General features: G+C 72.6%; 19 protein-coding genes and 1 tRNA gene. 12 read left to right on the top strand and 8 right to left on the bottom strand.

Annotated features, from left to right (window positions below; translation table 11 throughout):
- Nucleotides 1-34 precede the first annotated feature (34 nt).
- Nucleotides 35-361 carry a hypothetical protein gene (locus ACFYS8_RS09825; RefSeq protein ID WP_387638252.1) on the bottom strand — a complete coding sequence of 109 codons (327 nt, stop codon included), beginning with the start codon at nucleotides 359-361 and terminating at the stop codon, nucleotides 35-37.
- A gap of 276 nt (nucleotides 362-637) precedes the next feature.
- Between ACFYS8_RS09825 and ACFYS8_RS09820 the strand changes: the two genes are divergently transcribed.
- Nucleotides 638-1,648 (top strand): LuxR C-terminal-related transcriptional regulator, encoded by a 1,011-nt coding sequence (locus tag ACFYS8_RS09820; RefSeq protein ID WP_387638249.1) that lies wholly within the window; start codon nucleotides 638-640, stop codon nucleotides 1,646-1,648.
- A gap of 160 nt (nucleotides 1,649-1,808) precedes the next feature.
- Here the strand turns inward: ACFYS8_RS09820 and murJ are convergent, their stop codons facing one another.
- Both murJ and ACFYS8_RS09810 read right to left on the bottom strand, forming a co-directional pair.
- Complete coding sequence (gene murJ, locus ACFYS8_RS09815) at nucleotides 1,809-4,013, bottom strand: murein biosynthesis integral membrane protein MurJ (protein ID WP_387638247.1); 2,205 nt, start codon at nucleotides 4,011-4,013, stop codon at nucleotides 1,809-1,811.
- Between the two features lie 304 nt (nucleotides 4,014-4,317).
- Nucleotides 4,318-5,130, bottom strand: coding sequence for a phosphatase PAP2 family protein (locus ACFYS8_RS09810; RefSeq protein ID WP_387638244.1), 813 nt, complete (start codon nucleotides 5,128-5,130; stop codon nucleotides 4,318-4,320).
- Between the two features lie 322 nt (nucleotides 5,131-5,452).
- Here ACFYS8_RS09810 and ACFYS8_RS09805 point away from each other — a divergent pair, with 322 nt between their 5' ends.
- Together ACFYS8_RS09805 and ACFYS8_RS09800 are read left to right on the top strand one after the other, a co-directional pair.
- Complete coding sequence (locus ACFYS8_RS09805; protein WP_387638242.1) at nucleotides 5,453-6,424, top strand: sigma-70 family RNA polymerase sigma factor; 972 nt, start codon at nucleotides 5,453-5,455, stop codon at nucleotides 6,422-6,424.
- Between the two features lie 66 nt (nucleotides 6,425-6,490).
- A complete protein-coding gene (locus tag ACFYS8_RS09800; RefSeq protein WP_387638240.1) occupies nucleotides 6,491-6,658 on the top strand; it encodes a hypothetical protein in 168 nt (55 codons plus the stop codon).
- Nucleotides 6,659-6,669: 11 nt separating this feature from the next.
- Here the strand turns inward: ACFYS8_RS09800 and mscL are convergent, their stop codons facing one another.
- From mscL to ACFYS8_RS09780, 4 genes are all read right to left on the bottom strand, one after another.
- Entirely contained in the window at nucleotides 6,670-7,110 is a 441-nt protein-coding gene (gene mscL / locus ACFYS8_RS09795; protein WP_387638238.1) for a large conductance mechanosensitive channel protein MscL, read from the bottom strand.
- 554 nt (nucleotides 7,111-7,664) lie between these two features.
- Nucleotides 7,665-7,964 (bottom strand): FmdB family zinc ribbon protein, encoded by a 300-nt coding sequence (locus ACFYS8_RS09790; protein WP_387638235.1) that lies wholly within the window; start codon nucleotides 7,962-7,964, stop codon nucleotides 7,665-7,667.
- Nucleotides 7,965-8,058: 94 nt separating this feature from the next.
- A complete protein-coding gene (locus ACFYS8_RS09785) occupies nucleotides 8,059-9,351 on the bottom strand; it encodes an MFS transporter (RefSeq protein WP_387638232.1) in 1,293 nt (430 codons plus the stop codon).
- A gap of 208 nt (nucleotides 9,352-9,559) precedes the next feature.
- Nucleotides 9,560-11,080, bottom strand: coding sequence for a potassium/proton antiporter (locus ACFYS8_RS09780; RefSeq protein ID WP_387638229.1), 1,521 nt, complete (start codon nucleotides 11,078-11,080; stop codon nucleotides 9,560-9,562).
- Between the two features lie 217 nt (nucleotides 11,081-11,297).
- On the opposite strand from ACFYS8_RS09780, the gene ACFYS8_RS09775 reads away from it, so the two are divergent.
- Nucleotides 11,298-14,042 carry a penicillin acylase family protein gene (locus ACFYS8_RS09775; protein ID WP_387638226.1) on the top strand — a complete coding sequence of 915 codons (2,745 nt, stop codon included), beginning with the start codon at nucleotides 11,298-11,300 and terminating at the stop codon, nucleotides 14,040-14,042.
- Between the two features lie 202 nt (nucleotides 14,043-14,244).
- Here the strand turns inward: ACFYS8_RS09775 and ACFYS8_RS09770 are convergent, their stop codons facing one another.
- Nucleotides 14,245-14,841 carry a 5-formyltetrahydrofolate cyclo-ligase gene (locus tag ACFYS8_RS09770; RefSeq protein ID WP_387638223.1) on the bottom strand — a complete coding sequence of 199 codons (597 nt, stop codon included), beginning with the start codon at nucleotides 14,839-14,841 and terminating at the stop codon, nucleotides 14,245-14,247.
- A 60-nt stretch (nucleotides 14,842-14,901) separates the two neighbouring features.
- Between ACFYS8_RS09770 and ACFYS8_RS09765 the strand changes: the two genes are divergently transcribed.
- The 8 genes from ACFYS8_RS09765 (at nucleotide 14,902) to ACFYS8_RS09730 (ending at nucleotide 21,163) form a co-directional block, all read left to right on the top strand.
- Nucleotides 14,902-15,741, top strand: coding sequence for a GGDEF domain-containing protein (locus tag ACFYS8_RS09765; protein ID WP_387638221.1), 840 nt, complete (start codon nucleotides 14,902-14,904; stop codon nucleotides 15,739-15,741).
- Nucleotides 15,742-15,798: 57 nt separating this feature from the next.
- Nucleotides 15,799-16,719: a UTP--glucose-1-phosphate uridylyltransferase GalU gene (galU, locus tag ACFYS8_RS09760; protein WP_387638219.1), complete on the top strand. Its 921-nt coding sequence runs from the start codon at nucleotides 15,799-15,801 to the stop codon at nucleotides 16,717-16,719.
- A gap of 26 nt (nucleotides 16,720-16,745) precedes the next feature.
- Nucleotides 16,746-18,059 (top strand): gephyrin-like molybdotransferase Glp, encoded by a 1,314-nt coding sequence (gene glp / locus ACFYS8_RS09755; protein WP_387638217.1) that lies wholly within the window; start codon nucleotides 16,746-16,748, stop codon nucleotides 18,057-18,059.
- Nucleotides 18,060-18,175: 116 nt separating this feature from the next.
- Nucleotides 18,176-18,613 (top strand): cyclic pyranopterin monophosphate synthase MoaC, encoded by a 438-nt coding sequence (moaC, locus tag ACFYS8_RS09750; RefSeq protein WP_387638881.1) that lies wholly within the window; start codon nucleotides 18,176-18,178, stop codon nucleotides 18,611-18,613.
- On the top strand, nucleotides 18,610-19,101 hold the full coding sequence (locus ACFYS8_RS09745) for a molybdenum cofactor biosynthesis protein B (RefSeq protein WP_387638214.1): 492 nt from the start codon (nucleotides 18,610-18,612) through the stop codon (nucleotides 19,099-19,101). The genes moaC and ACFYS8_RS09745 overlap by 4 nt, the downstream gene beginning before the upstream one ends.
- Entirely contained in the window at nucleotides 19,098-19,724 is a 627-nt protein-coding gene (locus ACFYS8_RS09740; RefSeq protein ID WP_387638878.1) for a GNAT family N-acetyltransferase, read from the top strand. Before ACFYS8_RS09745 ends, ACFYS8_RS09740 begins: the two co-directional genes overlap by 4 nt.
- A 163-nt stretch (nucleotides 19,725-19,887) precedes the next feature.
- Nucleotides 19,888-20,949, top strand: coding sequence for a gephyrin-like molybdotransferase receptor GlpR (gene glpR / locus ACFYS8_RS09735; protein WP_387638212.1), 1,062 nt, complete (start codon nucleotides 19,888-19,890; stop codon nucleotides 20,947-20,949).
- Nucleotides 20,950-21,089: 140 nt separating this feature from the next.
- Nucleotides 21,090-21,163: transfer RNA gene (locus ACFYS8_RS09730), tRNA-Ala, on the top strand.
- Nucleotides 21,164-21,294: the final 131 nt, after the last annotated feature.

The following is a 21,294-nucleotide window of genomic DNA, read 5'->3' as shown; positions in this document are numbered from 1 at the left end:
CGTGACACCGAACGGCCAGCTTCCCGCCGAGAGGTCAACTCCGTGCGCGGGCCTGCAACATGCCGAGCGCGATCCACGGATCCGCCTCGCAGCGCACCACCGCCCAGCCCGGCAACGGCCCGCCCGGCTCCGCCAGCGCACCCGCGCCCACCTGCAGCGCCCGCTCCGCGGCCAGCAACGACCCGGCGGTCAGGAAACACACCGCCGCCAACCCGTCCGGTCCGGTCAGCACCCGGGCATGGCAGACCCGGGCCCCGATCAGCGGCAGCCGCAGCAGGGCCAGCCGGACCGGATCGGCCTCCATCGCCGGACCGCCCGGGACGGGCCGCGGCGGGATCAGCTCCAGGCGGATCGCGTACACCCCCCCAGCGTGACGGACCCGAGCCCCCGCCGGAGGGCGTCACGGGTGACAGATATCCGCCTGGCAAGAAAATGCCAGTTGCCCGGCACCCTTCACGGGTTGCCCACCCGTCCGCCAGAATCTCCGCAAGTCAGTTCCAGACCTGACTCGGGCGGCAATAACCTGACGCCCGATCAGGACGCTACCCGGGGGCAGCGCCGCGAACCGGCGCATGGAGGCCGAGATGATAAGAGCGACGCGCACCGGCACCGGACAGGACATACGGAAGACCGAACGTTGACCGCCGGCGGCCCGATCGGGCTCGACGCGTTCGGCGAAGCCGTCTACCGGGCAATGCTGCTGCACCCCGACCTCGACACCGGCGGCCTCGCCACCCATCTGGACAGCACCGAGACCGAGGTCTGCGCCGCTCTCGACCGCCTCGCCGACCTCGCCCTCACCCGCCCCACCAGCTGCGGAACCCGCTGGCGCGCCGTCAACCCGGAACGCGGCCTGGCCGCCCTGCTCGCCCACCAGGAAGCCGAGGCAGCCCGCCGCCACCGCGAAATGGAACGCAGCCGCGCCGCGATGGCCGGCCTGATCGCCGAGTACGCCCACCTGCACTCGCCCGGCGAACAACGCGGCGTCGAAATGCTCTCCAGCCTCGACCAGGTCCGCGACCGGCTGATCCAGCTCGCCTCCGACGCCACCGCCGAAGTGCTCTCCTTCGCCCCCGGCGGCCCGCAGCCCGCCCAGGTGATGGAGGCCAGCCGCACCCTTGACCAGGAGACCCTGGAACGCGGCGTACGGATGAGAACCGTTTACCAGGACAGCGTCCGCAACGACCCCGCCACCGTCCAGTACGCCCGCTGGCTGCACGGCCTCGGCGGCGCCGTCCGCACCGCACCCACCCTGCCGCTGCGCATGATCGTGGTCGACAACGCCACCGCCATCGTCCCGATCGACCCCGAGGACCCCCGCAAGGGCGCCGTATTACTCCAGAGCCCCGGCGTGGTCGCTGCCCTGCGCGCCCTGTTCGACCAGGTCTGGGACCACGCCCGCCCGCTCGGCGAATCCACCCAGCGCGACCCGCACGGCCTCACCGGCCAGGAACGCGAACTGCTGCGCCTGCTCGCCGACGGCCTCACCGACGAACGCGCCGGCCAACGCCTGGGCGTCTCACTGCGCACCGTCCGCCGCATGATGGCCGACCTGATGATCCGCATGGACGCCCGCAGCCGCTTCCAGGCGGGCATCCAGGTCGCCGGCCTCGGCTGGCTGGAGGCCGCCGAGGACGCCCCCGCCTGACGACGCGAGGCGGTGTCCCCGGCCCAGGGCCTGTCTTCGAGCTCCCGCCTGCCCCACGGCGCGCGCCCGGCTCTCGGCCGGGAGGCGTCCCCGGGCGAGGCCTTCCACCCCGGCACACCGAGAGCACGCACCGGACACCGCCCGGCACCGACGGCGGACCCTAGCGGCGGTGCTTGCCCCCGGCGGCCGGGGCCGGCGTCGGGTACGGGATCCGCAGCTTCCGGGCGAACGGCGCCACCGCCGCCCCCACGCCCAGCGGACGGGCCAGCAGGAACAGCGACAGCAGCACTGCCAGCGAGCCCGCCGCCAGGCCCGCCAGGCTGCCGAACAGGCTCTCGCCGAACCGCCCCGCCAGCCAGTGCGCGGCGAATGCTCCCGGCAGGCACGCCACGATCAAGCCCACGTGCAGGGTCACCAGCCGGAAGCCCTCCAGCCCGCTGCCGCGCCGCCCGCCGCGCCGCGTCCCCAGGTCCACGGTGGCGTTCGCGCCCGGCGCGAAGGCGTCGGTGCGCAGCACCATGGTCGAGTCCAGGTCCGGCTCCGCTGCGGCGGGCACGGCGGCCGGGGGAGCGCCCTTCGCCAGGCGGCGGCCCAGCGCGACGCCGGTCACCAGCACCGACAGGATGGCGGCAGCGGTGTGCGCCACCGCCATGCCGATCACCTTGTCCTGCAGCGGCAACACCTCGTACGCCACCCAGCACAGCGCGGCGTTGGTGCCGGTGGAGATCAGGGTCAGCCAGAACGGAGTCTTGGCGTCGCCCATCGCGTAGAAGCCGCGGGCCAGGCCGTACTGGGCGCAGAACGCGGGCAGTCCGATCGCGAAGGCCATCAGCAGTTGGCCCACCACCATGGCGTCGTCATGCACGGTCGGCCCTGAGCCGTAGCCGTACGCGGCCATCGCGATCTGCGAACCCAGCGCGAAGAACAGCACGGCGGCGGTCACCACCATCGCCGCCGAGGAGCGCAGCACCGCCGACAGGTCCTCGCCGATCTTCCGGTAGTTGCCCGCCGTCGCGGACCGCGCCATGCTCGGCAGCAGCGCCGTCACCAGCGACACCGTGATCACGCCCTGCGGGACCACGAACAGCGCGTAGGCGTTGTTGTAGGCGAAGATGCCCCGGCCGCCCAGGATGCCCGCGTCGTGCGCCGCCTTGCCCGCACCGGTGCCCAGGCTACTGATCACCGCGAAGGACAGCTGGGTGGCCGCCACCAGGGCCAGCGCCCAGCCCGCCGCGCGCAGTGGCCGGGTGAGGCCCGCACCGCGCCAGTCGAAGCGCGGACGGTAGATGAAACCGGCCTTGCGCAGCGAGGGAAGCAGCGCGGCAGCCTGTACCACGATGCCCATGGTCGAGCCGAGACCCAGCAGCAGCGCGTCGCCGCTGCTCACCTCCTCGGCCGCGTACGCGTGGTGCCCCATCGCCAGGTAGCCGCCGAACACGCCGATCGCCACCACGTTGTTCAGCACCGGCGTCCACATCATGGCGCCGAACCGGTCGCGGGCGTTCAGTACCTGCCCGAGCAGGGTGAACACGCCGTAGAAGAAGATCTGCGGCAGGCAGTACCGGGCGAAGGTGATCGCCAGCTCGCGTTGCACCCCGTCGAACGTGGAATAGAGGTCGACGATCTGCGGGGCGAACAGCCACGCACCGAGCGTCAGCACCACCAGGATCGTCCCGCACAGGGTCAGCAGCCGGTCGGTGTACGCCTGGCCGCCGTCCTTGTGGGTCTGCATCGCGTGCACCAGCTCCGGCACGAACACCGAGGCCAGCACACCGCCGATCAGCATCATGTAGACGATGTTCGGCAGCGAGTTCGCGACGTTGAACGCCTCGCCGGCCGGGCCGATGGTCAGCGCAGCCACGATCACCGCGCTGCGCACGAAGCCCAGCGCACGGGACGCCAGCGAGCCCAGCGCCATGATCAGACCGTTGCGCCCGGTGGACGCGGCGGGCTTGGCCGCCGGCGTCTCCGCCGCCTGTTCTCGCTCCTGCTCCTCGCTCGCCCGCGGCGCAGGCACCGGCACCGGAGCCTGCGGTGGGGGCGGCGGGTAGCCGACCTGGTCGTACTGGCCGAACTGGTCGGGGATCCGGCTGAACTGCATGGTCGGCGGATCCTGCGGAACGGCCGGCGGATCCTGCGGAACGTACGGCCCGCGCTGCCGGGGGTACTGGACACCTTGCTGAGGGTGCTGCGGGCCGCCCTGCTGGGGGTACTGACCACCCGGCTGCTGGGCGTACGGGCCGCCCTGCTGCGGGTACTGGCCGCCCTGCGGAACGTACGGGCCCCCCTGCTGGGGGTGCTGGCCGCGCTGCTGGGCGTACGGGTCGTACGGGTCGGTCGGGCCGTCCGCGGTGTGCGTGGTCATCGGACCCCCCGTCGATCGGTGCCCGTGCGGCGTTGCGTGGGAATGTGCGGGAGTTCCGGTCCGGCCGGGCTCCATCTGCCGGTTGCAGGGTGCATCCAGCCGCAGAAGTCTGCCGTAATTCGGCACCCGATGGGGAGTCGGGTGCCGTTCGGGGGCCGATCCGGCCCGTCGCGGTGGGCGTTCGGAGGCCGTGGCGGGTCGTCTGCCGAGCGCCGTTTCCGCCCGGAAACATGCGGAATGCCGCCCACGTCCGTTCCCTCCCCCGGACGGCCCGGATGCGGAGTGTGACCTTGCTCACGAACCGTCAGGAGCGGCTCGGGTCGCCGTCCGCCTCGACCGGCAGCGGCGGGGCCAGCACCCGCTGCACCCGGGGCCGCAGCCGCCAGTGCAGTCGGCGGACGTCCCGGCCGAGCCGGCCCGGCAGCCAGAGTTCGACCGCCAGCGTCACCCCGGCCAGCACCGCGGCCGCCGCCGCCCAGCCGGCCAGCACGTCGCTGGGGTAGTGCACGCCCAGTGCGAGCCTGGTCCAGCCGACGCCCAGTACGGTGAGCGCCGCGCCGGTGCCCGCCACCGCCCGGACCGCCCGGTCCGCGCGCGGCCAGAGCAGGACCAGCAGCGCCCCGCAGGCCACCGCCGAGGCGATCGCGTGCCCGGACGGGAAGCCCGCGCCGGAGCCCACCGCGACCGGGTCGGCGAAGTGCGGCCGGGCCCGGCCGATCAGCGCCCGGCCCGCCCCGCTGACCGTCCAGCCCAGCAGGCCGACCGCGACCACCCAGCCGGCCAGCACCCGGGCGCGCACGCACCACAGCCACAGCGCGGCGGCGCCGAGCAGGGCGCGCATCGTCCACGGGGCGCCGATGTCGGCCAGCGTCTGCATGGCCGCCGTCCACACCGGGTGCCGCAGCGCGTACCGGTGCAGCGCCGCCACCCAGCCGTGGTCCAGCCGGTCCAGCGGCGACCAGCCGGTTCTCACCAGAACCAGCAGCACCGTGAACAGCAGCAGACCCGTCAGCCCGATCCAGGCACAACGGAGCAGTGTCCGGCGTTGAACCGGAGAGCGGCGGCGGCCGGCCGGGGGCCGGTCGACCGACGGGGAGCCATCGGTGGACTGGTGCATGACAGACACCTTCCCAACGGCGGGAGGCCAGTCGGCCGTCCGTCGATAGCGATTCGGCATCAGTTGTGCGGATGTGTCGCGAAGGCTCCGCGCCGGTTCGGTGGTGGCGGGTGGATGCGGGGTGTGCGAGCCACGTCACGCTGCGTGTATCGACGGATGAAAATCGGCAGGATACTGCATCGCTCACGAAAAACTGAGCCACTTGGGAATGTTGTCCGATTTCTGTGCGTTGGATCGTTACGTGTGAGCCGGGAACTGGCCCACACGGTTGTGCCAGGCGGCGGAACGGAGCGCCCCCGGCCTCGTCAGTGAGGGAGCAAGCATGGCCACCCGTGCCGTCGTACGCGACAGGGCCGATCGGACTCGCACCGCCCGACCGACCAACCTCGAAGCCGACCGCGATCTGGTCGGCATGTACCTCGACGAGATCGCCAGGACGCCCCTGCTCGACGCCGCCGAGGAGGTCGAGCTGTCCCTGCGCATCGAGGCCGGAGTCTTCGCCCAGCACCTGCTGGACGAGGAGGAGCAGCTCGACGGCGCCAGCACGGAGGAGCTCCGCGCGATAGCCGACGACGCCGAGCGCGCCAAGGACGTCTTCATCCGCTCCAACCTGCGCCTGGTGGTCGCCGTCGCCCGCCGCTACCCGCGCAGCGGCCTCCCCCTGCTCGACCTGATCCAGGAGGGCAACGCCGGCCTGGTCCGTGCGGTGGAGAAGTTCGACTACTCCAAGGGCTTCAAGTTCTCCACCTACGCGACGTGGTGGATCCGCCAGGCGATCACCCGCTCGATCGCCGACCAGTCCCGCACCATCCGGCTGCCCGTCCACCTGGTCGAGGAGCTCGGCAGGATCCGCCGGGTGCAGCGCGAGAAGGCCAAGGAGCTGGGCCGCGAGCCCGAGCCCGCCGAGATCGCCGCCGAGCTGGACACCACCGAGCAGCGGGTCAAGGACGTACTCGACTGGGCCCGTGACCCGGTCAGCCTGAACATGGCGGTCGACGACGAGGGCGAGACCCAGTTCGGAGACCTGGTGGAGGACACCGGAGCCGTCTCGCCGGAAGACGCCGTGCTGGTGATGCTCCGCCGCGAGGAGCTGGACGGTCTGATCGGCCGCCTCGACGACCGCACCGCCTCCATCATCCGAAGCCGCTACGGCATGGAGGACGGCCGCGAGCGGACGCTGACGGAGGTCGGCAAGCAGCACGGCCTGACGCGCGAGCGGATCCGGCAGATCGAGAAGCACGCGCTGGCCGAGCTGAAGAAGATCGCCGACCACGCGGGCTTCGAAGCCGCGTGACCATCGACGCACGATCAGTCCTTCGGGCGCCCCTGCGGGGGCGCCCGTCGGTTCTAGAGTGGACGAATGACCGAGCAGGACGAGACGAACAAGCCCAAGCCGCGACTGGTCTTCAAGGACCCGTTCGAGCAGCAGACCAGTGACGACACCGACCGCGGCTGGGGTGAGTCGCAGGGCGGGCGGGGGCTGGACTGGTACCTCGACCAGCGGCCCCCGCACCACGGCGAGAAGTAGCAGCGCAGCCCTCAGCGGCTGACCAGCGCGTCGCGGATCTCGGTGAGCAGCTGGACCTCCTTCACCTCGGCGCTCAGTACCTCTTCCTCGACCGTCTTCCGCTTCTCCATGAAGTGGTTCATCGGCAGGACGATCAGGAAGTACACGACAGCGGCGATGATGATGAAACTGATCACGGCACTGATCACCGAGCCCCACAGGATGAAGATGCCGGAGGTCACGTTGCCGCTCGCGTCCATCGAGCACGGCCCCCGGAGGCAGGACGCGTAGCTGTTCAGGTCCTTGGTGCCGATCAGCCCGAGGAGCGGGTTGATGACGCCCTTGACGAACGCATTGACGACGTTGGTGATGGCCGCACCGATGACGACGGCGACGGCCAGGTCCACCACGTTGCCGCGGAGCAGGAATTCCTTGAAGCCTTTCATGCCGCGTCGAACGGCGGCAGTACTCATAGGTCACGGGTGAATCCACAGCCCTCCGGTTGACGCCCGGGGGCATCCGGCGGCTCCCGGACCGGGCGGGGGAGCGGGCCGCAGCGGGCCCGAGGTGAACGCGGCGGCCAGCGCCAGGCAGGCCATAGCGAGCAAGCCCGGACGCCGGCGCACGGCCTGCCGCAAGCGGTGGCGGCCCCGCGCGGTGCCCCGGATCGGTGGAAAATCGGGCACTTCGCGGCGCGGCGGCACCGGCGCGGCGGGCAGCGGGGGAAGCACGAAGGCGGTCATGGCGGCAGGCCCTTCCTCGGGAACGGCGGCCCCGACCGGGGTCGCGGCAGTCATCCTGCGCCCGCCCCGCGGCCCCCGCCCGCCGATATCCCCACCCTGTGGATAACCCGGCCCTGTGGAAAACCGCCGTCACCCGCAGGGCTGAACCGCTGCGCCGTTCGGAGCACACCCCGCAGGCGCCGCGCCCCGCCGTCCGGAGGAACCCGCGTAACCGCCCCGGACACGCCAGCAGGCCCCGCCCGGTCGGTACCGGGCGGGGCCTGCTGTGCTGCTGCTTCAGGCGATCAGCTCGCGGCCGGAGCCGAGCTGCTGCTGGTCGACGACGAGGCCGACGAAGAAGAGGTCGAGGTGCTCGACGAGGACGACGACGAGGCCGAGGACGACGAGCTCAGCGAGCTGCTGGAGCTGCTGCGGCTGTCGGTGCGGTAGAAGCCGGAGCCCTTGAAGACCACGCCCACGGCCGAGAAGACCTTACGGAGCTTCCCCTGGCAGACGGGGCACGTGGTCAGCGCGTCGTCGCTGAACTTCTGCACCGCCTCGAGGCTGTTGCCGCACTCGGTGCACTGGTACTGGTACGTGGGCACTTTCCGCTTCCTCCTGCACTCCCCCTGGCACTCTCACGCTACGAGTGCTAACGACGGTCCATGATGCGGCATTCCGCTGGTGGAGTCCAGCGGCTCAGCCGCGCAGGCCTGCTCCGGCCGGCTCCTGACGGGCGTCGGCACCGTGAACCACCGTACGGCCGGGGGCGGCCGGAGCGAGCAGCAGGCCGCGCATCGTGACCATCGCCACCAGGCCGAGGCCGGAGCCGATCAGCGCGACGGCGAAGCCCAGCGAGGGCCCGGAGTGGTCGATCAGCTGGCCTGCGGCGGTGGAGCCGACCGCCAGTCCGAGGCCGATGGCGCCGGTCAGCCAGGTGAACGCCTCGGTCTTGGCACCGTCCGCGACCAGGGTCTCCACCAGGGTGTAGCCGGTGATCAGGGTGGGGGCGATGGCCAGGCCGCAGAACAGGCCGGCGATCGCCAGCGAGACCAGGTTCGGCATCGCCCACAGGGTGGAGCAGCCGATCACCAGCAGCGCGTAGCAGGCGAGCATCCGCTGCCGGGCCGAGCTGCGCCACGGGATCAGGCCGTAGAGCACGCCGGCGACCATCGAGCCGGCCGCGAACAGGCCGTAGACCGGGCCGCTGAGGCCGGGGGTGCCGGCGTCCTCGGCGAAGGCGGTGATGGAGACCTGGAGCGCACCGAAGACGGTGCCGAGGCCGAGGAACCCGCCGGCCAGCAGTCGCACGCCGGGGGAGGCCAGTGCGGAGGCGCGGCGCAGGCCGGGGGCGGCGGGGCCGCTGGGGGCGGGGGCGGTGCCGCGGCGGGCGGCGAAGGCCAGGCCGCCGATCACGGTGAGGGTGGCCTCGGCGATCAGCCCGACGGACGGGTTGACCGCGGTGGCGATGCCGGTGGCCAGCACCGGGCCGATCACGAAGGTGAACTCGTCGGTGACGGACTCGAAGGCGAACGCGGTGTTCAGCAGCGCGGGCCGCTGGTTCAGCCGGTTCACCCAGCGGGCCCGGACCATGGCGCCGACCTGCGGCACGGAGGCGCCGGCCGGGGCGGCGGCGAGGAACAGCGTCCACTCGGGGGCGCCGCCGTGGGCGAGCGCGATCAGCGTGCCCACCGCGGCGGCGTGCGCCAGGACGGCGGGGACCAGCACGGCGGCCTGGCCGTGCCGGTCGGCGAGCCGGCCGGTCTGCGGGCCGATCAGGGCCTGCGAGACGGCTGCGGTCGCGGCGACGGCGCCGGCCAGGCCGTAGGAGCCGGTGGTGTCGCGCACCAGCAGCACGATGCCGAGGCCGAGCATGGCGTACGGCAGTCGGGCGACCAGGGCGGGGAGCAGGAAGGTCCAGGCGCGCGGGGTGCGCAGCAGGGCCACGTAGCCGTTGGAGGTGGTGTCGTCGACCGGTCGGCGGGCCGCCACGGTCGGTCCTCTCTGCTGCCTGGTAGCGCGGGACCGGGCAAGCAAGAAGGAACCGGGACCGGCGCCGAGAGTCGTCCTCTCGCGCGTCGACCGGGGTTGTTACCGGGCCCGGGCGGTGCGCCTCGGGGCCCGGCCGCCGAGCGGTCGCGCCGACTCTGCATCAGGCAGATGCGGGGGAATCGGGGTTTTCAGCCTTCAGCTTAGCGGTTCAGCCCGCTTTCTTTCTGGGAACGGAAGGTGAAGCCTCGGCATTGTGCAGCCAGCCGGCCAGCTTGCCGCCCTGGTCGACGGCGCGCAGCCGGTGTTCGGCGGCCTCCGAGACCTCGTCGGTGGTGACCACCAGCAGTTCGTCGCCTTCGCGCAGCACCGTCATCCGCTCCGGGACGAAGCTGGAGCCCTCGCGGACCACCAGGGTGACGGCGGCGCCCTTGGGCAGGCGCAGCTCGGAGACCTCGACGCCGGACATCCGGGAGCCGGCGGCCAGCTGCACGGACAGCAGGTGGCCGTGCAGCTTCTCCAGCGGGGCGGATTCGATGTCCAGGTCCTGGCCCATGTCGCCCTCGCCGATCTTCAGCCAGCGGGCGACCATCGGCAGCGTCGGGCCCTGGAGCAGGGTGAAGACCACGACCAGGATGAACACCACGTTGAACAGCTGCTCGGCGTCGGCCGCGCCGGACACCAGCGGGATGGTGGCGAGCACGATGGGCACGGCGCCGCGCAGTCCGGCCCAGGACAGCAGGGCCTGCTCCTGCCAGGAGATCCGGAACGGCGTCATGCTGACCATCACCGACAGCGGCCGGGCGACGAACACCAGCACGGTGCCGGCCACCAGGCCCGGAATGATCGCCGAGCCCATGCTCGCGGGGGTGACCAGCAGGCCGAGCAGCACGAACATGCCGATCTGGCCGATCCAGGCGAGTCCGTCGGCGAAGCCGCGCACCGCGGGGCCGTGCGGCAGCTTGGAGTTTCCGAGGACCACCGAGGCGAGGTACGCGGCCAGGAAGCCGGAGGCGTGCAGCAGCGCGCCGCCCGCGTAGGCGAGCACGATCAGCCCGAGCACCGCGATCGGGTACAGGCCGGAGGAGGGCAGCGCGACCCGGCGCATCGCGTACGCGCCGAGCTTGCCGACCGCGAGGCCGACGGCCGCGCCGATCGCCAGTTCCATGGCGATGGTGCCGAGCAGCACGTACCAGGAGTCGAGTTCGCCGGTGGTGGCGAAGGCCACCACCAGGATCACCACGGGCGCGTCGTTGAAGCCGGACTCGGCCTCCAGCAGGCCGGTGAGGCGCTTGGGCAGCGGGACCGTCCGCAGCACCGAGAAGACCGCCGCGGCGTCGGTGGACGAGACGATCGCGCCGAGCAGCAGCGCGGTGCGCCACTCCAGGCCGACCAGCCAGTGCGCGCCGGCGGCGGTGACGAACACCGAGACCGCGACGCCGACGGTGGCGAGCACGGCGGCTGCCGGTACGACCGGTTTGATCGCCTTCCAGCTGGTTTTGAGTCCACCCTCGGCGAGGATGACCACCAGGGCCGCGTAGCCCAGGACCTGAGTGAGTTCGGCGTTGTTGAAACTTATGCCGATGCCGTTCTGGCCGAGCAGGACACCGATGCCGAGGTACAGCAGCAGTGACGGCAGCCCTGTTCGGGTGGAGAGCCTGACGGCGCCGACGGCGACGAGCAGGATGACGGCGGACTCGAGAAGCAGCTCGTTCAGGTGGTCAACGGTCACGCAGGGGCACCTCGGGGCAGGAAGGGCGGCTGACGGATCGTTACTCAGTCTAACATTTTACTTGATCTTTACGCTAGTCCCTCCTTTCATCCAGGCCCGATAGGGTCCGAACGGCACCGGCGAAGCCCTGCCGGTGTCCCCCGTGCACAGCTGCCGCTGCCGTCGCCCTAATGTGGTGACCTGTTACGGCTGCACGCTCCCTCATACAAGGACTCGGATGCCCCGCTCGAAGAAGTTCCGGCGCGCACGTCTGATCGTGATCCTGCTGGCCGTGCTGCTGGTAGCGGGTCTGGCCGGCGGCGGCTGGTGGGCAGTGGACACCGTCCGCTCGTCGTTCCCGCAGGTCAGCGGCACCGTCAAGGTGCCCGGCATGTCCGCCCCGGTGGACGTGGTGCGCGACGACAAGGGCATCCCGCAGCTGTACGCCGACACCGACGCCGACCTGTTCCGCGGCCAGGGCTACGTCCAGGCGCAGGACCGGTTCTGGGAGATGGACGTCCGACGGCACATCACCGCCGGCCGGCTCTCCGAGATGTTCGGCTCCGGCACGGTGGAGAAGGACAGCTTCCTGCGCACCATGGGCTGGCGTCAGGTGGCCCAGAAGGAGTGGGACACCACGCTGTCCGAGGAGACCAAGCGCAACCTGACCGCGTACACCGAGGGCGTGAACGCCTGGCTGGCCGAGCACCCTGGCGGGGCCGGCGCCTCGGTCGAGTACGCGCTGCTCGGCGCCGTCAACTCCGGCTACACGCCCGAGAAGTGGGACCCGGTCGACTCGGTGGCCTGGCTGAAGGCGATGGCCTGGAGCCTGTCCGGCAACATGCAGGAGGAGATCGACCGCTCGCTGCTGACGCAGAACTTCACCACCGAGCAGATCGCCCAGCTCTACCCGGACTACCCGTACGACCGCAACGGCACCATCGTGAAGACCGGCAAGGTCGTCACGGACGGCACCTACACCCCCGGCGAGGGCGCCACCGTGCCCGCCCAGCCCGGCAGCGCCGCCGCGGTGAACACCGCTCAGGCCCGGGCCGTGACCCAGCAGCTGCTCGGTGACCTGTCCGGCAAGATGGGCGGAATGCCGCAGCTGCTCGGCCCCAACGGGCAGGGCATCGGCTCCAACTCCTGGGTCGTCTCCGGCGCCAACACCACCACCGGCAAGCCGATGCTGGCCAACGACCCGCACCTCGGCCCCGGCATGCCGTCGATCTGGTACCAGATGGGCCTGCACTGCCGCGCCGCCTCCGCCGCCTGCACCTACGACACGGCCGGCTACACCTTCGCCGGCATGCCGGGCGTCGTCATCGGCCACAACAAGGACATCGCCTGGGGCTTCACCAACCTCGGCGCCGACGTCACCGACCTGTACCTGGAGAAGGTCACCGGCCCCGACACCTACCTGCTCGACGGCAAGGACGTGAAGTTCACCGTCCGCAAGGAGACCATCAAGGTCGCCGGCGGCTCGGACCGGACCATCACCGTCCGCACCACGCAGGACGGCATGCCGATGATCTCCGACCAGTCCTCCGAGGACCAGAAGATCGGCAGCTACGCGCCCGCCGGCAACGCCGCCCCCGACCGGGCGGCCGGCTACGGCGTCGCGCTGCGCTGGACCGCGCTCGTCCCCGGCAAGACCATGGACGCCGTCTTCAAGCTCGACAAGGCCAGCGACTTCACCACCTTCCGGGCCGCCGCGCAGGACTTCGCCGTCCCCGCGCAGAACCTGATCTACGCCGACACCAAGGGCAACATCGGCTACCAGGCCCCCGGCCTGATCCCGGTCCGCGGCAAGGGCGACGGCCGCTACCCCGCCCCCGGCTGGGACTCCACCTACGCCTGGAACGCGAACTACCTGCCGTTCAAGTCGCTGCCCTACGCGTACAACCCGCCCGAGGGCTACATCGTCACGGCCAACCAGGCCGTCGTCGACGACACCTACAAGCCGCTGCTCACCAAGGACTGGGAGTACGGCACCCGCGCCAAGGAGATCACCGACCAGATTCAGTCGAAGCTGAAGAACGGCGGCAAGATCTCCCTCAACGACATGCAGTCCATGCAGCTCGACAACACCAGCGTGCTCGCCAAGGAACTCGTCCCGCTGCTGCTCAAGGTCCAGATCGACGACCCGTACGTGCGCGAGGCCCAGGACCTGCTGAAGGACTGGAACTACCACCAGGACGCCGACTCCGCCGCCGCCGCGTACTACAACGGCGTCTGGCGGAACCTGCTGATGCTCTCCTTCGGCCAGAAGTTCCCGGCCGACCTGCGGGTCGAGGGCGACTGCCTGCTGGTCCGCCAGAAGCGCGACAACACGCTCCCCGACGACGCGCTCGGCGGCGCCGCGCAGGCCGTCACCGAGTGCGGCACCCGCAAGCCCTCGCTGGCCCAGCCCGACGGCGGCGACCGCTGGATGGAGGTCGTCCGCCAGCAGCTCGCCGACCCCAAGTCGCCGTGGTGGGACTACATCGACTCCAACCACCAGCAGCAGCACGGCCTGGACAAGCTGCTCGCCGAGGCCCTCAAGGACGCCCGCCAGGACCTCACCTCGCGCCTCGGCAAGGACATCTCCACCTGGAGCTGGGGCCGACTCCACCAGCTGACCCTGCAGGAGCCCACGCTCGGCACCGACGACTCGTCGATCGCCTCCACCGCCGTCCACAAGCTGCTCAACCGGGGCCCGTACAAGATGTCCGGCGGCAGCGCCGCGGTCGACGCCACCGGCTGGAACGCCGCCGCCGGCTACGACGTCGACTGGATCCCCTCGATGCGCATGGTCGTCGACCTCAGCGACTTCGACGCCTCCCGCTGGATCAACGTCGGCGGCGCCTCCGGCCACACCTTCCACCCCAACTACAACGACCAGACCGACCTCTGGGCCAAGGGCGAACTCCTCCCCTGGTCCTACACCAAGGACGCCGTCACCAAGTCCGGGAAGAACACCCTCACCCTGACCGCCGGCTGACAGCCCCTGCCCCAACCGAGGCGGACCCCCAACGACAAGGGGGTCCGCCTCCGGCGCGTTTCGGGGCGGAACCCCGGAAAGCGGCGCGGGGCACAGCGGCGCCGCGGACGGTGGCCGCCTGCGGCGGGCCGGCACGCCGGCTTCCGGTGGAACGGCGGCCCTGCCGACCTCCGTGCCACCCTGCCTCCGGCGTTCCCCGCGGTCAGTCCGCGAAGCGGGTCACGCCGGCCGGGGTGACCACGGCGTGGACCGGGAGGTCGTGGGGTTCGGCGGGGACAGCGGGGAGGAGCTCGTGCGGGTAGAGCAGGGTGGCCAGCAGCGGGTGGGCGCCGGCGCGGGCGAGGCGGGCCAGGACGCGGTCGTAGGAGCCGCCGCCGCGGCCGAGCCGGATGCCGCGGGCGTCGACGGCCAGGCCGGGGAGCAGGACGACGTCGGCCTCGCGGACGGCGTCGGGGCCGAGGCGGTCGGCGAGCGGTTCGAGCAGCCCGCGGGTGGCGGGTGCCAGCCGGGCCTCGCTCTCGTAGGGGGCCCAGTCGAGGTCGTTGTCCGGCAGCAGGACCGGCAGCAGGACCCGCGCCCCGGCGGCCGCCAGCGCGGCCAGCAGCGGGCGGGTGCCGGGTTCGGCGCCGACCGAGACGTACGCGGCGACGGTGCCGCCCGGCGGCACCAGCTCCGTCGCGTGCTCCGCCAGCGCCCGGGCCGCGGCGGCCCGCTGTTCGGCGGTGAGGGCCCGCCGTTCGGCGAGCAGCCGTGACCTGAGCGCCGCCTTGTCGTTGGACAACTGATCCGCAGACACCATCCGTATCCCTTCGGCTCCGTCATTCGCAGTGACACGAGCCTGACACGTCGAGGCCGCCGCATGCCCACCCCGCTCCTGCTCCAGGCCCTGGCCGTGCTCGGCGCGGCCGCCCCGGTCGCCGCCGGCGTCGCGGCGCTGCGCCGCCGCGGGGCCGGGGCCGCGCCCGGCGGCAGGGAGACGGAACTTCTGGCGAAGATCGCGGAACTGACGGCGGAACGGGACGAGCTGCGCCGCACCGCGTCCTGCGACCCGCTCACCGGGGTGTGGAACTACCGGCACCTCCAGCTCACCCTGGACCAGGAGATCGAACGGGCCCGCCGGGCCGAGGCCACCGCCGTCGACCCGCGCCCGCTGTCGGTGCTGATGGTGGAACTCGTCGGCTTCGACGCACTGGTCGCCGAGCACGGCCGCTCGCGCGCCAACGGGATGCTGCGCGACCTCGCCCAGCGGCTGGCCGTGGAGATCCGCAGCTGCGACACGCTGGGCCGATACGGCGGCGAGGAGTTCCTGGTGCTGCTGCCCGACACCGCCCCGGAGGGCGCCGCCCAGGTCGCCGAGCGGCTCTGCTGGTCGGTGCGCCGGCACCGCCTGACCGACCGTCACCCCGGCGAGCCGGCCGACCCGGAAGCCCGCAGCGGGCTGACCGCCGCGATCGGCCTGGCCGTACTGCCCCGGGACGGCGCGCACGCCGCCGTCCTGCTGCGGGCCGCCGACCGCGCGCTCGCCGAGGCCAGGGCGGCCGGCGGCGACTGCTGGCGCCCCGCTCCGTCCGGCCCGCCCGCGTCGAGCGGTCCGGACGCTTCACCGGTGCCCGGTAAGGTGTTTTCCGGCCCCGGCGGGAACCCCCTCGCCCCGCCCGTGGCCACCGTCGGCCCCCATACGACCGGTGACCGGCCCTGACCGACGATTCATCCGCCTCTCAGCGGGGTGGAGTTCCTGCCTTAGTAAGGTCGACGCATGACGAACAAGCACGCCCGCACGCCGGTCACCAAGGCAGTCGTCCCCGCTGCCGGCCTCGGCACCAGGTTCCTCCCCGCCACCAAGGCCACGCCGAAGGAGATGCTCCCGGTCGTCGACAAGCCGGCCATCCAGTACGTCGTGGAGGAGGCCGCCTCGGCCGGTCTGTCCGACATACTGATGGTCACCGGTCGCAACAAGCGTGCTCTGGAAGACCACTTCGACCGCGCGTACGAGCTGGAGGAGCTGCTCACCCGTAAGGGCGACCACGACCGTCTGCGCCGCGTCCAGGAGTCCGTGCAGCTGGCCAACATGCACTACGTCCGCCAGGGCGACCCGAAGGGCCTCGGCCACGCCGTCTCGGTCGCCGAACAGCACGTCGCGGGCCAGCCGTTCGCCGTCCTGCTCGGCGACGACCTGATCGACCCCCGGGACCCGCTGCTGGCCCGCATGATCGAGGTGCAGCAGGAACTCGGCGGCTCCGTGGTCGCGCTGATGGAGGTCGACCCCGCGCAGATCCACCTGTACGGCTGCGCCGCCGTCAAGCCCAACGGCTTCGGCGAGGACGTCTTCCAGGTGACCGACCTGGTCGAGAAGCCCGACACCGCCGACGCCCCGTCCAACTACGCGGTCATCGGCCGCTACGTGCTCGACCCGGCCGTCTTCGACGTGCTGCGCGAGACCCCGCCCGGCCGCGGCGGCGAGATCCAGCTGACCGACGCGCTGCGCGAACTCGCCACCCGCGACGAGAACGCCGGCGGCCCGGTCTACGGCGTGCTGTTCAAGGGCCGCCGCTACGACACCGGCGACCGCGCCGACTACCTGCGCGCGATCGTCCGGCTGGCCGCCGAGCGCGAGGACCTCGGCCCCGAATTCCGGACCTGGCTGCGGCAGTTCGTCGCCGCCGAGATGCAGGGCTGACCCACCACGAAGGCGAGCGTGAGGCGATGACCGGGAAGCACGACCCCTGCGGAGAGGGCGCCGGCTCCCCGGCCTCGCCGCGCCTGTGGAGCGTCGACGAACACCTCGCCGACGTGCTCTTCGCGGCCGCCCCGCTGCCGCCCATCGAACTGCGGCTGCTCGACGCCCAGGGCTGCCGGCTCGCCGAGGACGTGCGGGCCGGCGCCGACCTGCCACCGTTCGACAACAGCTCGATGGACGGCTACGCGCTGCGCACCGCCGACACCGTGCGGGCCACCGGGCAGTACCCGTCGGTGCTCGCCGTGGTCGGCGACATCGCCGCCGGGGCCGGCGACCTGCCCAAGGTCGGCCCCGGCCAGGCCGCCCGGATCATGACCGGCGCCCCCGTCCCGCCCGGCGCCGAGGCCGTCGCCCCGGTCGAGTGGACCGACGGCGGCACCGGCACCGGGCAGGCCGCCGACGCGATGGGCGGCGCCGACGAAGGCACCGAGGTGCGGGTGCTGCGCCCGGTCTCCGAGGGCGCGTTCATCCGCCGCCGCGGCAGCGACGTCACCGCCGGGGACACCGTGCTGGAGGCCGGCACCGTGCTCGGCCCCACCCAGATCGGCCTGCTGGCCGCGATCGGCCGGGCCACCGTCCGGGTCCGCCCCCGGCCGCGCGTCGTGGTGCTCTCCACCGGCAGCGAACTCGTCCAGCCCGGCGAGGAGACCGGCCCCGGCCGGATCCACGACTCCAACTCCTTCACCCTGACCGCCGCCGCGATCGCCGCCGGCGCCGTCGCCTACCGGGTCGGCGGCGTCCCCGACGAGGCGTCAACTCTCCGCGCGGTACTGGAGGACCAGCTCGGCCGGGCCGACCTGATCGTCACCAGCGGTGGCGTCTCCGTCGGCGCGTACGACGTGGTCAAGGAGGTGTTCGCCGACTACGCCGGCGTGGACTTCCGGCGGCTGAGGATGCAGCCCGGCAAGCCGCAGGGCTACGGCCGGATCGGCGGCGAGCGGGGCGTGCCGCTGCTCGCGCTGCCCGGCAACCCGGTGAGCGCGTACATCTCGTTCGAGTTGTTCGTCCGCCCCGTCATCCGCACCATGCTCGGCGCCCCCGACGTGCACCGCCCCGTGGTGCGCGCCACCACCACCGCCGCGCTGCGCTCCCCGGCCGGACGGCGGCAGTACCTGCGCGGACGGTACCGCCCGGCGGACGGCACGGTCGGTCCGGTCGGTGGCGAAGGATCGCACCTGGTCGGGGCGCTGGCCCAGGCCGACTGCCTGATCACGGTGCCCGAGGACACCACCGCACTGCCGGCCGGCAGCCCCGTCGATGTGCTCCTTCTCACGGACTGACCCGCGCGGGGCGGTACGGTAGCGCGAGATTCGCACCGTGTTACTGGAGCCCATTCGTGACCGACACACCCCCCGGCGACCGCCTCACGCACGTCGACCACACCGGCGCCGCCCGGATGGTCGACGTCTCCGAGAAGGCCACCACCACCCGGGTCGCGGTGGCGGCCGGCCGCGTCCGGGTCGCCCCCCGGGTGGTCGAGCTGCTGCGCGGCGAGGGCGTCCCCAAGGGCGACGCGCTCGCCGTCGCCCGGATCGCCGGCATCATGGGCGCCAAGCGGACGCCCGACCTGATCCCGCTCTGCCACCCGATCGCGCTCACCGGCACCACCGTCGACCTGACGGTCACCGACACCGCCGTGGAGATCACCGCCACCGTCCGCACCGCCGACCGCACCGGCGTCGAGATGGAGGCGCTCACCGCCGTCGCCACCGCCGCGCTCACCGTCATCGACATGGTCAAGGCCGTCGACAAGGCCGCCGCCATCGAGGACGTCCGGGTGCTCAGCAAGACCGGCGGCAAGAGCGGCGACTGGGTGCGGGAGGACGCCCGATGAGGGCGCTCGCCGTCACCGTCTCCAACCGGGCCGCGGCCGGCGTGTACCAGGACAAGGGCGGCCCCCTGCTGGTCGCCGGACTGCGGGAGATGGGCTTCGCGGCCGACGGCCCGACGGTCGTCCCCGACGGCGACCCCGTCGAGGCCGTGCTCCGCGAGGCCGTCGCCGCCGGGTACGACGTGGTGCTCACCACCGGCGGCACCGGCATCTCCCCGCAGGACCTCACGCCCGAGATGACCGCCCGGGTGATCGACCGCCCGGTCCCCGGCATCCCCGAGGCGATCCGCGCGTACGGCCGCGAGCAGGTGCCCACCTCGGCGCTCTCCCGCGGCCTGGCCGGCCTCGCCGGACGCACCCTGATCGTCAACCTGCCCGGCTCCACCGGCGGCGTCCGCGACGGCCTCGCGGTGCTCGCCCCGCTGCTGCCGCACGCCGTCGACCAGTTGGCCGGCGGCGACCACCCGCGCCCCGCGGGCGGTGCGCACTGAACGCGGGCTGGCCGGTCGAACTGGCCGAGGGCGACATCGTGCTGCGGCCCATCCGCCGCCGCGACCAGGCCGAGTGGCAGGAGGTCAGCCGGCGCAACCGGGAGTGGCTGCGCCGCTGGGAGGCCACCGTCCCGCCCGCCCCGCCCGGCCGCGTCCCGCTGCCCCGGCCGACCTTCCGGCAGATGGTCCGCTACCTGCGCGCGGAGGCCGCCGCCGGCCGGATGCTGCCCTTCGTGGTGGTCTACCGGGGCCGCCTGGTCGGCCAGTTGACCGTCGGCGGGATCACCTGGGGCTCGATGTGCTCCGCCAACGTCGGCTACTGGGTGGACGAGGCGGTGGCCGGCCGAGGCATCACGCCCACCGCCGTCGCGCTCGCCGTCGACCACTGCTTCCGCGACCTGGGCCTGCACCGCATCGAGGTGTGCATCCGCCCCGAGAACCGGCCCAGCCGTCGGGTGGTGGAGAAACTCGGCTTCCGCGCCGAGGGAATGCGCCCCCGCTATCTGCACATCGACGGCGACTGGCGCGACCACCTGGTCTACGCGCTCACCGCCGACGAGGCCGCCGACGGCCTGCTGCGGCGCTGGCACTCCCTCAGGAGTGGTCCTCCGCAGGAGAATTGAATATCTGTTCGAATAGTAGATATCGATATGGCATCGGCGGGGCGCCGGAGCCGGGGCGAGCCGCCACAAATAGCGGCAAAATAGTCTGAGAATCAGCTTGATCGGACGACACGCCGTCCCAAATTGCTGCAGCGCCTTACCCCGCGCCCGTACCGTGTGAAACGTGAGCAGCAGTGGCCTTATCTACGCGGTCATCGTAGGGGCCTGGGCCGCCTATCTGGTGCCGATGTGGCTCCGCAGGCAGGACGAGCTCAACGAGTCGCGTCCGACGGAACGGTTCAGTACCGCGATCCGCCTGCTGGCCGGGCGATCGGCCATGGAGCGGCGCGCGGCCCGAGCCCTCGGCGAACAGACCGCCGACCAGCAGCACCCCGCCGGGGAGCCGGACGGGGTCCTCGCCGACCCCGCAGACGTCCCCACCCGGCCCGCCGGATGGGACGGCGCCGGGGCGGCCTCCGGGTCCGGGTCCGAGCCCGACGTGCCGGCCGGGCCGGTTGCGACCGCCGAGGAGACCGCGCCCGCCGCTGCCGTCCCGCCGGTCGCCACCGCCCCGTCCGCGCCGCCCGCCTCGGCGGTTCCGCCGGCCTCCTCGGCCGGGAAGGGCGCTCGTGGCGAGCAGGACGAGCGGCGCTCCGCCGAGCGGCGGGCCCGGCTGCTGGCCCGGCGGCGGCGGATGGTCTCGATGCTCTTCCTCGCCTTCGCGCTCGGTGCGGTGGTCGCCGCGGTGGCCGGTGTCGCGTTCCTCTGGGTGCCGGCCGTGCCCGGCATCCTGCTCACCCTCTACATCGGGCACCTGCGCCGCCTCGAACGGCAGCGCTACGAGGTCAAGTTCGACCGGGTCCGGGCCGCGCAGGCCGCCGAGCGGCTGCGGGAACGCGAGCGGGCCCGGACGGCCGACACCGCGACCGCGCCGCACGGCATCGACGTCCCGACCGAACCCGCCGCCCGGGCCAGCGCCCTCGCCGACGCGACCGAGCACGAGGAGTGGGTCGACGGAGTCCGCGCCCGCGCCGCGGCCGGACCCGACTCCTGGGAGCCCGTCCCCGTCCCGCTGCCCACCTACGTCACCGCGCCGGTGGCCCCCCGGGTCAACCGCGGCCTCGACCTCGCCGCCCCGAACACCTGGGACTCCGGCCGCCCCGCCGCCACCCCGCTGTTCGACCAGTACGGCGAGCCCGGCCACCAGGCGGCCCCCGAGTACCGCCCCCGCGCCGCCAACGAGTAGCCCGCACCTCCGAGCGCCCCGCCCATCGATCCAGGTGGCCGGGGCGTTCGTGTTTTCCGGGCTTTCGAACGTCCAGTCACGGCCGCCCGGCGACCATGGTCATGAGTACCCCTCCAGGGGTGATAGAGTTTCTTCTTGTTGGGGCTGTGGCGCAGTCCGGTAGCGCACCTCGTTCGCATCGAGGGGGTCAGGGGTTCGAATCCCCTCAGCTCCACCCAACAGAAGTCCCGCCCGGGTCACCCGGGCGGGACTTCTGCGTTGCGGCGATTCGGTAGGCGGACGTGGCGGGCGGGGTCGAACGGGCGGCGGCCGTGGTGGAGTTCTGGCGGGCGGTGGAACTGTTCA

The sequence above is a fragment of the Kitasatospora sp. NPDC004615 genome (assembly GCF_042873545.1).
Classification (GTDB): Bacteria; Actinomycetota; Actinomycetes; order Streptomycetales; family Streptomycetaceae; genus Kitasatospora.
The sequence above is the reverse complement of the archived record's forward strand: the minus strand, read 5'-3'. Positions and strand labels throughout refer to the sequence as shown.

Bases quoted from the DNA above. Each gene is read 5' to 3' on its own strand.
- ACFYS8_RS09745 (WP_387638214.1), top strand. From the start codon at position 18,610: ATGAGGGCGCTCGCCGTCACCGTCTCCAACCGGGCCGCGGCCGGCGTG.
- murJ (WP_387638247.1), bottom strand. From the start codon at position 4,013: ATGACCACGCACACCGCGGACGGCCCGACCGACCCGTACGACCCGTAC.
- ACFYS8_RS09770 (WP_387638223.1), bottom strand. From the start codon at position 14,841: ATGGTGTCTGCGGATCAGTTGTCCAACGACAAGGCGGCGCTCAGGTCA.
- mscL (WP_387638238.1), bottom strand. From the start codon at position 7,110: ATGAGTACTGCCGCCGTTCGACGCGGCATGAAAGGCTTCAAGGAATTC.
- ACFYS8_RS09765 (WP_387638221.1), top strand. From the start codon at position 14,902: ATGCCCACCCCGCTCCTGCTCCAGGCCCTGGCCGTGCTCGGCGCGGCC.
- glp (WP_387638217.1), top strand. From the start codon at position 16,746: ATGACCGGGAAGCACGACCCCTGCGGAGAGGGCGCCGGCTCCCCGGCC.
- ACFYS8_RS09775 (WP_387638226.1), top strand. From the start codon at position 11,298: ATGCCCCGCTCGAAGAAGTTCCGGCGCGCACGTCTGATCGTGATCCTG.
- galU (WP_387638219.1), top strand. From the start codon at position 15,799: ATGACGAACAAGCACGCCCGCACGCCGGTCACCAAGGCAGTCGTCCCC.
- ACFYS8_RS09800 (WP_387638240.1), top strand. From the start codon at position 6,491: ATGACCGAGCAGGACGAGACGAACAAGCCCAAGCCGCGACTGGTCTTC.
- moaC (WP_387638881.1), top strand. From the start codon at position 18,176: ATGGTCGACGTCTCCGAGAAGGCCACCACCACCCGGGTCGCGGTGGCG.
- ACFYS8_RS09805 (WP_387638242.1), top strand. From the start codon at position 5,453: ATGGCCACCCGTGCCGTCGTACGCGACAGGGCCGATCGGACTCGCACC.
- ACFYS8_RS09810 (WP_387638244.1), bottom strand. From the start codon at position 5,130: ATGCACCAGTCCACCGATGGCTCCCCGTCGGTCGACCGGCCCCCGGCC.